The following is a 1062-nucleotide window of genomic DNA, read 5'->3' on the forward strand; positions in this document are numbered from 1 at the left end:
TCATTAAGACATCCATATTCTTATTTCGGATGCTGTGACATTCAAAAAAAATGAATGAACTGCGTCTTATTTACTTTGCCTCGTTACAGTTATTGCAGATTTTATTTTCATGGGAGCTTAATGATCACTTGAATTATTTGTGACTAAAAAAATACATTCAAACCGCTCTACTCCTGGGTATTTTTCTCCCAAACTTGTTATCGAGAAACCATTTTTTTCATAGAAGCCAACAGTATCTTTATCGGTTTCTGCCTTTATTCTCACAATCTTTTTAGTTTTAATGAACTCATTTACCATTTCACTGCCTATACCTTTACAACGATAATTGGGTTTAATTGCAATATGCTTAAGTTCTATTTCATTAGTTGATTCGTATATGACTCCAATTAATCCTACTAGTTCATCATTATTTAAACTCCCTACTAATTCCCGCGAATCATTGTCTATGTATGTTTTAAGTTCATTATCAATTCTTTCATCATTAGCCCACATACACTCAGCCATTAAAAGCTTCAATTCACCTAAGTCTTCATAATCTTTTAAACTAATCATAAGAAGCACCACTCCTTATTTAGATGATCTTACAGATGTTACGTATTCTTGACACATGTTAAGCTATCCTGCCCGTTGAATAAAGGCAGCCGATCGAGTTGACTGACAGGCTGCCTTATCGTGTTTGAGCTAACGTTTCCCGTTAGCTCAATCTTTTGCGAATAACCACTCATACTTATTTATTTTCATTTACTATTTGTTGAGCAATGCGTTGGATTGTATCCTCGTCTAAATTGTTAAAATTCATGGTGATTGAACCTTTGGCAACGTTAAAGACTAAAAATGTATATTTATCATTTTCGATTTTTTGGACCTGTTCACCGCTTATTTCAATCATATCAGCATCATTCAAATCTGCTTGGATATTACTGTGAGTTATCTCAATGAGTGTATCTCCCTGGTAAGGTCCGTATAAAATTTCTTTTTCATCAGATGATTTCTGTTCGTCTGATAACTTGTCCAGGTTCCCTTTGTTTTTCGTATATGTGACTAAAACTTCTTGATTATTCC

Annotated in this window: 2 protein-coding genes; both read right to left on the minus strand. The window is 33.7% G+C overall.

Features of this window, described 5'->3' with window-relative positions; genetic code table 11:
• Positions 1-117 precede the first annotated feature (117 nt).
• The gene (locus tag L1028_RS31020; protein WP_234541963.1) at positions 118-552 is read right to left on the minus strand and encodes a GNAT family N-acetyltransferase; all 435 of its coding nucleotides are present in this window, start codon (positions 550-552) and stop codon (positions 118-120) included.
• A gap of 175 nt (positions 553-727) precedes the next feature.
• Positions 728-1062, minus strand: a 335-nt coding sequence (locus L1028_RS31025; protein ID WP_234541964.1) for a hypothetical protein, incomplete at its 5' end; no start/stop codon positions are given.

The sequence above is a fragment of the Paenibacillus pseudetheri genome, from assembly GCF_924513355.1.
In the GTDB taxonomy this organism is placed as follows: Bacteria; Bacillota; Bacilli; order Paenibacillales; family Paenibacillaceae; genus Paenibacillus_AQ; species Paenibacillus_AQ pseudetheri.